This window comes from Hyalangium sp. (assembly GCF_035629615.1).
Classification (GTDB): Bacteria; Myxococcota; Myxococcia; order Myxococcales; family Myxococcaceae; genus Hyalangium.
In genome coordinates this window covers 1-8,655 of record NZ_DASPHO010000159.1, presented here as the reverse complement: position 1 = coordinate 8,655, position 8,655 = coordinate 1, and the positions used below count along the sequence as shown (strand labels likewise).

7 protein-coding genes and 1 pseudogene are annotated in these 8,655 nt (G+C 70.4%); 5 read left to right on the top strand and 3 right to left on the bottom strand.

All coding sequences use genetic code 11. The features are described from left to right. The coding region (mutL, locus tag VD972_RS08165; RefSeq protein ID WP_324983327.1) for a DNA mismatch repair endonuclease MutL at positions 1–426 on the bottom strand (426 nt) is incomplete at its 3' end. 118 nt (positions 427–544) lie between these two features. Here mutL and VD972_RS08160 point away from each other — a divergent pair. From VD972_RS08160 to VD972_RS08150, 3 genes are all read left to right on the top strand, one after another. After that, the gene (locus tag VD972_RS08160; protein ID WP_324983324.1) at positions 545–1,507 is read left to right on the top strand and encodes an SDR family oxidoreductase; all 963 of its coding nucleotides are present in this window, start codon (positions 545–547) and stop codon (positions 1,505–1,507) included. Between the two features lie 3 nt (positions 1,508–1,510). Continuing rightward, positions 1,511–3,424, top strand: coding sequence for a lysophospholipid acyltransferase family protein (locus VD972_RS08155; RefSeq protein ID WP_324983321.1), 1,914 nt, complete (start codon positions 1,511–1,513; stop codon positions 3,422–3,424). Positions 3,425–3,569: 145 nt separating this feature from the next. Next, the gene (locus VD972_RS08150; RefSeq protein WP_324983317.1) at positions 3,570–3,773 is read left to right on the top strand and encodes a cold-shock protein; all 204 of its coding nucleotides are present in this window, start codon (positions 3,570–3,572) and stop codon (positions 3,771–3,773) included. Positions 3,774–3,894: 121 nt separating this feature from the next. Here the strand turns inward: VD972_RS08150 and VD972_RS08145 are convergent, their stop codons facing one another. Continuing rightward, positions 3,895–4,779, bottom strand: a complete 885-nt coding sequence (locus tag VD972_RS08145) for a GGDEF domain-containing protein (protein ID WP_324983315.1) — start codon at positions 4,777–4,779, stop codon at positions 3,895–3,897. Positions 4,780–4,865: 86 nt separating this feature from the next. Continuing rightward, positions 4,866–7,475: a carboxypeptidase regulatory-like domain-containing protein gene (locus VD972_RS08140; RefSeq protein ID WP_324983310.1), complete on the bottom strand. Its 2,610-nt coding sequence runs from the start codon at positions 7,473–7,475 to the stop codon at positions 4,866–4,868. Positions 7,476–7,632: 157 nt separating this feature from the next. On the opposite strand from VD972_RS08140, the gene VD972_RS08135 reads away from it, so the two are divergent. Further along, positions 7,633–7,926 carry a DUF721 domain-containing protein gene (locus VD972_RS08135; RefSeq protein WP_324983306.1) on the top strand — a complete coding sequence of 98 codons (294 nt, stop codon included), beginning with the start codon at positions 7,633–7,635 and terminating at the stop codon, positions 7,924–7,926. Beyond that, a pseudogene (locus VD972_RS08130) lies at positions 7,926–8,655 on the top strand (CAP domain-containing protein); the annotation flags it as partial. The gene VD972_RS08135 and the pseudogene VD972_RS08130, both read left to right, overlap by 1 nt.

Sequence of the window (8,655 nt, the reverse complement as noted above, 5' to 3'; positions counted from 1 at the left end):
GCCGGGCCGCGGCGGCGCATCCTCCACCTGAGGCAGCCCCCCACCCTCCACCGTCACCCGGGTGCCCAGCTCCGCGCCTGGCTCGGCGGTGTGCAGGCTGAAGCGCGACACGGCGGCGATGGCTGGCAGCGCCTCGCCCCGGAAGCCCTTGCTGGAGAGGTTCTGCAGATCGTCCAGTTCCCGAAGCTTGCTGGTGGCATGCCGCTCCAGACAGAGCACGGCGTCCTCGCGGGCCATGCCATGCCCATCGTCCGAGATGACGATGCGCTGCAGGCCTCCCCCCTCCAGGGACACCTGCACCGTGCGAGCCCCCGCGTCGAGCGCGTTCTCCACCAGCTCCTTCACCACGGAGGCGGGCCGCTCCACCACCTCGCCGGCGGCGATCTTGTTGATGAGGTCGTCACTCAGTCGGGCGATGCGAGCCATGGGCGCGGGTCAACCTCTCCGGGTAGTGCACGCTACACAACACCCAGGAAGTTGGCTCCTGTTTCCTACGGGAAGTGCTGACTTTCCCTCGGTTCTTGGATAACACGGCCAGCTCCGTATGGATGCGACCCAGGCAGGCAAGAGGGGGCTGCGCGTCGCCGTGACCGGCGCGAGCGGGGACTTCGGCAGGCTGCTGCTGCCGCTGCTGGAGAAGGACCCAGCGGTGGAGAGCGTCCTGGTGCTGGACGTGGCACGCCCCGAGGGCGACAAGGTGGAGTACCACCGGGTCGATCTCACCCGGCACGACGCTGAGAGCGAGCTGACCGAGGCGCTCTCCGAGCGCCCCGTGGACGCCTTCTACCACCTGGCCTTCCTGTTCGGACGGGTGCGCAACGGCTCGCTGGCGCACGAGCTGGAGGTGATGGGCACCCTCAACGTGCTGGCCGCGGTGGGGCGCGCGAGGATCCCCCGGCTCGTGGTGCCCTCGCTGACCGCCGTGTACGGCGCGCGCGGCCAGCACCCGGCCCTGCTGCGCGAGGAGACGCCCCTCTTGGGCTGCCCTCACAGCCGCTTCGTCTCCGACAAGGTGCAGGTGGAGGGCCAGGTGCGCGCCTTCCGTGAGCGTCATCCAGACACGCGCGTGCTCGTGCTCCGCTTCGCGCCCATCCTTGGCCCCACGGTGAACAACCCCGCGACGCGCATGCTCAAGCGCCCGGTGGTGCCCACGCTGATGGGCTTCGATCCGCTGTGGCAGGCCGTGCACGAAGAGGACGCCGCGCGGGCCCTGCATCGCGTGCTGACGACAGAGGCCTCCGGCGAGTTCAACATCGTGGGCCAGGGCGTGCTGCCACTCTCCGGCCTGGTCCGGCAGGCAGGGGGGCAGCCACTCCCCCTCCCGGGTCCGCTGTTCCGCGCCGCCCTGCACGCGCTGGGGGCCGTGGGTGCGGGGGGATTGCCCGTCGCCCTGCTCGACTACATCCATTACAGCTGGGTCGCGGACGGCGAGCGCGCGGAGACCGCGCTCGGTTTCATTCCCATCCATCACGCCCGGGACGCCGCTGCGGCGCTGAGGAGGAGCTGAGTCATGGCCACCAAGGGTGTGCTCGGGAACGATCCGTTCCAGCGCGGCGCCGCGGAGCGCCCCACCGAGTCCCAGTCCTCGAAGAAGGAGAAGGCCTCGGGCGGAAAGGCCGCGGCGAAGAAGAAGGCCAGGCCTGACAAGGCTTCCAGCAAGACGGGCAAGACCGTGGAGCTTCCGGCGGCCCAGAAGGCGAAGACCCGCAAGACGCCCTCCGCCGAGACCGCCCAGACCACCCAGGTGCCGGCGATCCAGATCGCCAAGACCCTCCGGGACCAGAAGGCCGCCACCGTGTCGACGAAGGCCGCCAAGGGCCGCAAGCCAGCTCCGAGCTCGGCTTCTCCCGAGGACGCGGCGCATCGGCTGAGAGAGCCGGGTGCTCCCGGGACGCCGCGTCGCCGCCCGCCCGCGCGTGTCCCCGTGGCGGGTGGCTCACCGGATGCGACCCTGCCCCGGACGCCTCGAGAGCAGGAGGTGGATCGGGTGCTCGCCACCGCCGCCGCCGCCGAGGCCACCGAGGCCGCCGCAGAGGCCGCCGCACAGGCCGCGGTGGAGACGATGCTGGCATTTCAGGCCCAACAGGCGGGCATTGCGGCAGCTCCGCCGGGCTCGCTGGAGGAAGCCTGGCACCGCGAGCTGGCAGCCGCGGTCGTCGCCGAGGCCGCAGAGGCCGCCGCCGAGGCCGTCCTGGATGCGGCGCTGTCGGCTGGCACCTCTGGATCGCCCCAGGCAGCTTCGATGGAGGAGCGGACGACCATCGGCTCCCCGTTCCTGGAGGACGAGGAGCCTCCCAGCAGCTCCCCGTCCGAGGTGACGGTCATCGACAGGGCCTACACCGGGTCCGACGACGAGCACGAGGGCGTCGACGCCGACAGCGCCGAGGTGAAGCCCGAAGAAGAGCTGCCGGACGAAGCCCGCGACGAATATCCGCCCGAGCGCGCAACTCCCATCTCGGTGGTGCCGCCGCTGCCGTCGGATCGGGATCTTCCTCGAGAGCCCTTCTTCACGGACCAGGCCCAGGGACAGCCAGACCCGGCCGCGCCGCGCTCGGCAGGGATGTTCTCGCTGGCGAAGGAGATCGCCCTCCAGGCCCTGGCGGGCGCGTCCATGGGCAAGGCGCTGGGCACGGCCCAGGGGCTGGTCGGCGTGGTGAGTGCGGGCCTGGGCATCAGCGGCAGCACGTCGCTGGACGAGTACGGGCGGGACTCGGAGCTGGTGAGCGAGCTCCAGCCCCTGCTGGACTTCCTGTACGAGCGCTATTGGCGTGTCTCGGTCCAGGGAGCGGACCAGATTCCCTCGGGCGGTGCCATCCTCGTGGCCAACCACTCAGGGGCGTTGCCCTACGACGGGCCGGTGGCCTCGCTGGCCATCATGCGCGAGCGGCCGGATCTGCGGGAGCCCCGCTGGCTGGTAGAGGACCAGGTCTTCCACGCCCCCGTGCTGGGCACGCTCTTCAACCGCCTGGGCGCGGTGCGGGCCTGCCCGGAGAACGCGCTGAGGCTGCTGGACGAGCAGCGCCCGGTGCTGGTGTTCCCCGAGGGCTACCAGGGGCTGAGCAAGCCCTTCGCCCAGCGCTACCAGCTCAAGCGCTTCGGGCGCGGCGGCTTCGTGAAGCTGGCCCTGCGCACGGGGGCGCCCATCATCCCAGTGGCCATCGTGGGCTCCGAGGAGACCTCGCCGCTGCTGGGGCGCATCCCCGCCAGCTTCCTGGGCGTGCCCTACTTGCCACTCACGAGCCCCCTGCCACTGCCGGCCCGGTGGACGCTGCGCTTCGGCGATCCCATTGGCATGGAGGAACTGGGGCCGGACGCAGCAGATGACCTGGCCGAGGTGCAGCGGCTGACCGAGCGCACCCGCGAGGCCATCATGGGCATGCTCCAGGCCCTGCTCAGGGAGCGCCGCTCTGTCTTCGCCGGCTGAGGATGGACTGGAAAGGTTCAGCAGTTACCTTTTCAGGGTTCCCCCCTTGGCATGCGCCTGGAAACGTGACACACGGCAGGCAGCGCGCTCGCATAGGGGCGGCTCCGGCTCAACTCAACAGGCCGGACAAGAAAGAAGAACGTAAATGGCAACCGGTACCGTGAAGTGGTTCAACGACGCGAAGGGCTTCGGTTTCATCACGCAGGACGGCGGGGGCGAGGATCTCTTCTGCCACCACACTGCGATCCAGACCGAGGGCTTCCGCAGCCTGCAGGAAGGGCAGAAGGTTCAGTTCGACGTTGCTCGCGGCCCCAAGGGCCTGCAGGCGCAGAACGTCCGCCCCGTCTAAGCACGCGCGTCTGGACACTGCACCCGGCCCGGTCTCCTCAAGAGGCCGGGCCTTTTTTCGTTCAGGCGGGTCGAGCACGGGGCGGTGACCGCTCAGCCAGCTCCCCGGCACTCCACGGCCATCAGACGCAGACGCGGTTACGGCCGTTCGTCTTCGCCTCGTAGAGCTTCTCGTCCGCCGCGCGCACCAGATCCGCGGCCTCGCGGTGATCGGGCTTGAGGATGGCCACGCCCAGCGACAGTGTCACCGGGATGTGGCTCTTGTCGAACGTGAAGTGCTGCTTCGATACGAGCTGCCGCACCTTCTCGGCTAACAGCTTCGCGCCCTTCAGATCAATCTCCGGGAGGATGACCGCGAACTCCTCGCCCCCGTAGCGAGCGAACACGTCCTCGCGCCGGATGCGCGTGCGCACCGTCGAGGCCAGCTGCTTGAGGACGTAGTCCCCCGCCAGGTGCCCGTGCTCATCGTTGATCTGCTTGAAGTGATCGATATCCATCATCACCAGCGACAGCGTCCGCTCGTACCGCCGGCTGCGCGACAGCTCTCGATCGATCTGCTCGTCGAAGTAGCGGCGGTTGTGGACCTGCGTCAGCCCATCCATCGTCGTCAGCCGGTAGATCTCGTCGTGGTAGGCCGCCTCGATGTTCCCGCCCGCGATGAACTTGAAGATCGTCCGGCCGATCTTCACCAGGTCCCCGTTGCGCAGCTCCTGCTCCCCACCGTCCTCCACCGCCTGGTCGTTCACGAACGTCCCGTTCGTGGAGCCCATGTCCCGGATGCGCACACCCTTCTTCGAGTTCGTGATCTGTGCGTGGAGCCGGCTCACCGACTCCTGATCGACGCAGATGTCCGCCTTGGACGAGCGCCCGATCATGACCTCCGCCTGCTGAAGATCGTACTTCCGGCCCAGATCCTGGCCGTAGATGACCACCAGCGCCGCATCCAGGTTCAGCGGCCGATCGGAGATCTTCGAGATCGCTGTGACGACGGTCTCATTCTGCGCCATAGCCGCCCAACTCTAACACCACGCAAATCAGGAAACGAGCCAGCCACTCCAGAGCAGGTGGGTACAGGTGCGCCCTACCCTCCAGGTCAAGGGAGGTTGACGAGGCGGGTGCTGGAGACCGGCGGGCGCAGCGGGGTTCCAGAGGGGTCCACGAGCGTTGCGATCATGAACATGCCCAGGCCGGAGCAACCCGGAGGCAGCTTCAGCTCCACCTCGCCGCGCCCCTGGGAGGCATCCACGTCTCCGCGAACAGTCTGTCCCTCGCAGCCGGTGCCTCCGGTGAAGGAGAGCTGGACGTAGCCGTCGTCCGTGGGCCCGCTCCCAATCCGGAACCCCGAGGTCCGCACGCGCACGGTGGACTCGCGCGGCACGCTCAGCCCCTCCGACTCCGGGGCGAGCCAGGTCACCTCCGGTCTGCGGTAGTCGAGCGCGGACCAGGCGCGCGTGACGTCTCCGAGCTGCTCGAGGTTCAGGTCGTCCGCCTCGGCCAGCGCCACCGGATCCAGCGCGCTGCCGTTGTCGGGCTTGTACGCGGCGAGCGCCTGCACCAGCAGCAGCGCGCGCGTCCCGGTGAGATCCCCGAAGTAGGTCCGGTCCGCGAAGGGAGCGGGCGGCACCGGCAGGCGGAAGCCCGAGGCGGCGCGCCCCGGATCCAGCAGCACCGTCCAGCGGTGGCCCAGCCGATTGGCGAAGACAACGCGCAGCACGGTGGCGCCGGCCAGCCCTGGATCGGCGAGGAAGCGGAACTGCCGGCCCTCCAGGCCCCGGTGGGGCTCCGCGTCGAAGTTGTAGCGAGCCCCGTCGGGGACGGACAGGAAGCTCCGGGAGAGCTGCACGGGCGAGCCGCCCCTGGGATCGAAGGAGAGGCTGTCCACCGGCTCCACCAGCGCGCTGCTGGCCGCTCCCGCCGAGGCATCGTTCAGGGCCGCGTTGGAGGTGGCCAGGACGAGCAGCCGGTAGCTGCTGCCCTCCAGTCCGTGGTGCGCGGGCGCCATGCGGACGCTGACGAGTCCGGGCGCCGGGAGCCCAGCCTGCACGTCCGTGTTGGGATCCGCCGGCGCCACGTTCACCGCGATGCCCAGGCCCAGCGGCACCAGCCCTTGCCCCGGCACGCTCGCCGTTCCCAGGACGAAGGCCCCATCCAGGAAGGTGCCTCGGTAACGCGGCAGCGCGGGTACGCGGACGGCGAACTGGAAGCCCAGCGGGAGCTGCTGGAAGTCGTGATCCACCGGGGTGAAGTGGGTGGTGTCGCGGAAGTCCGGGGTGCCGTTGGCGGCCCCGGGTGTGGGAACCAGCCGGAACTGCACATCACGGACGACGGAGGACTGGAAGCGCCGCAGCAGGGGGATGCTCTGCGCGAGCAGCTGGCTCACATCCAGAGTGGGGCCAAAGAGGCTCGGCGGAAGCTCCGTGGGGGGCACGTCTCCCGCCAGTGCCCACGCCGTGCGCCTACCGCAAGCCCCCGCGCGGATGGCCTCCTCTGCGCGGGTGATGCCCGAGAGGCTGTCGTCACACACTCCCGCCACCCCAGGCGCCCCGTACTCCGCCTTCACAGGGTTGGAGGGCAGCGCCAGGTACGCACCCGCCGGCGCCTCCAGCTCGCGAGACAGTCCGCCCAGGTTCACGGACACCGTCTCCGAGGGCCCGTTCAGCTGCTCAGGCGCCACCTCCAGCCCCAGCCCCGGCGCGGACAGGCCCGCGAAGCCCAGGTGGAGGTTCGGCGTGGCCGGCAGGTTGCTGAAGGTGCCCTTCGCCCCGCCATAGAGCTCCAGCGGGTTGCGCCGCAACGGCAGCGCCAGATCCCTCGAGCCCACCGCCGTATCGTAGTGCGCCAGCGTGAGGTAGCCGTAGTCCGCATGGAACGCGGTGAGGCTCACCCCGCCCGCGGCCTGCACGAGCGCCACCCCGCCCTCGTCCGTCTCGCCCGAGCCCAGAGGGGTACCCGCAGCGCTGGCCGCCATCACGAGCGCACCCTGCAGCGGCCGTCCGGTCAGCTCGTCCGTCACCACCACACGCACCTGTCCCGCCGGCACCTCCGAGCCCAGCACCGTCACTCGCGCAAGGCACACGGCCGGGCCCACCCGCGCCTCCACGGCCTCCGAAGCCTCGGCCAACGCCGCCAGCGTGAACGTGGCACTCGTCCCCGAGCCCCCCCCCGTCACCGCCGCGCCCGCCGCCGACCAGGTGATGCCCTCGGTCAGCACCAGGGGCTTTCCCTCGGCGTCGCGCACCGCCACGTCGAAGCGGACGTTCGTCCCCGGGCGGCCTATCACGAAGTCTGGCGTCACCTGGCACGCTGCCGCGGCTGACGCGGGCGGCGGCTCCACGCACCGCCCATCCCGGCACACCTGCGAAGACTGGCAGTCCGCGTCCCGCGAGCACAGGGACACCACGCACTTGCCCTGATCGCACTGGCAGCCCAGCGGATTGTTGTCGCACTCGGCCAGCGCGTACGAGCCCCGCTTCGCCGCGCTGCAGTCCTCCCGGGTGCGGCAGGCCGCCTCGCACTTGGAGGCCGCCGTGTTGCAGAAGAAGAACGCCGGATCCGGGCAGTCCTGATCCACCGTGCAGGCCGCGTCCGGGTCCCCCGGCGGAGTGGGGGGCCCTCCCGGCTCTTCATCCGTCGCGCAGCCGTTCAGCGCCGGGCCCGCACAGAGCACGGCCAGCATCAGCATCAGGCGAGTGAGGGGATTCATCGCGGACTCCGTCTTCGTTCTCGGGAAGCGCCCTTCGACCTTACAGGCAGGGGAACCGGCGCGCGACGGCCCGGCCAGCCGCTTCCCGGCGCTCCGGGCTCGCACGTCCCTCAGCCTGCCATTGGATTTCCTGCCGCGCCCGTCGATGATTCGGATCATGGCGCGCAAAGAGCCCAAGTCCTTGGAATCCCTCCTCCCCCGTGTCCTCGCTCGGCTCGCCGAGGAGTCCGGGAAGGGGCGCTCTCTGGCTCCGGTCTGGGCCGCGGCCGTCGGCCCGCAGATCGCAAAACACACCTCCCCTTACACACTGCAAGGAGGAACGCTGGTGGTCACCGTGGCAAGCGCCGAGTGGGCGCGGACGCTGTCCCTGGAGCAGTCCTCCGTGTGCGAGCGGCTCAACGACAGGATGGGGGCGGGAGCGGTGACGGCGCTGTCGTTCCGGCTGGGGTGATGATGCTCTCCCTGGCACTCACCACCCTGCTGGCCGCCGCGCCGCTGACGCCCGCCTCCATGGAGGCGCAGGCTGCCCAGCATGTGCTGCGCGAGTTCGAGCGCGTGGGGCGCCGCGCGCCCGTCCAGGACCCGGCGCTCACCGAGGCGGCCCGCCGGCTGGCCCGGGAGGCGCTGGGGCCGCAGATGCCCACGGGCGCTCCGGATCTGCACTCGCTCACCCTGGCGGTGAGTGACGCGGGCGGCGCGGACCCGAGCCCGTACAGGTATGTGATCCGCGCCTCGGCGCACGCGCATGCCATCGAGACGTTCGTGTCGCGCAAGGACTTCAGCGCCGAGCCCGCCACGCACTTCGGCGTAGGCGTGGTCACCGCGGGCGAGCGCGCCTCCCTGATCCTGCTGCGCACCGAGCGCAAGGCGGAACTCCAGCGGTTCCCGCGCAACCTCTCGCGCCCCCGTGCCACCCAGGTGCTGTGCGGCGAGCTGCTTTCTCCGCTAACCGGGGCGGACGTGTACGTCACCCTGCCGGACGGAAGCGTGGAGCGGGTGCCGCTCACGCGCGAGGTGGGCTCGAAGTTCTGCACACGGCTGCGCTTCCCGCAGGCCGGCGGCTACACCGTGGAGGTAATCGGCAGCTCCGCCAAGGGGCCAGAGGTGGCGGCGCTCTTCCTCGTGGACGTGGGAAGCCTCAGCCAGCGTGGCGAGGCGAAGCCTGTGTCCGAGCCCACCA

Excerpts from the sequence above, each read along its gene's own strand:
- VD972_RS08160 (WP_324983324.1), top strand. The coding sequence starts at position 545 with ATGGATGCGACCCAGGCAGGCAAGAGGGGGCTGCGCGTCGCCGTGACC.
- VD972_RS08155 (WP_324983321.1), top strand. The coding sequence starts at position 1,511 with ATGGCCACCAAGGGTGTGCTCGGGAACGATCCGTTCCAGCGCGGCGCC.
- VD972_RS08150 (WP_324983317.1), top strand. The coding sequence starts at position 3,570 with ATGGCAACCGGTACCGTGAAGTGGTTCAACGACGCGAAGGGCTTCGGT.
- VD972_RS08145 (WP_324983315.1), bottom strand. The coding sequence starts at position 4,779 with ATGGCGCAGAATGAGACCGTCGTCACAGCGATCTCGAAGATCTCCGAT.
- VD972_RS08140 (WP_324983310.1), bottom strand. The coding sequence starts at position 7,475 with ATGAATCCCCTCACTCGCCTGATGCTGATGCTGGCCGTGCTCTGTGCG.
- VD972_RS08135 (WP_324983306.1), top strand. The coding sequence starts at position 7,633 with ATGGCGCGCAAAGAGCCCAAGTCCTTGGAATCCCTCCTCCCCCGTGTC.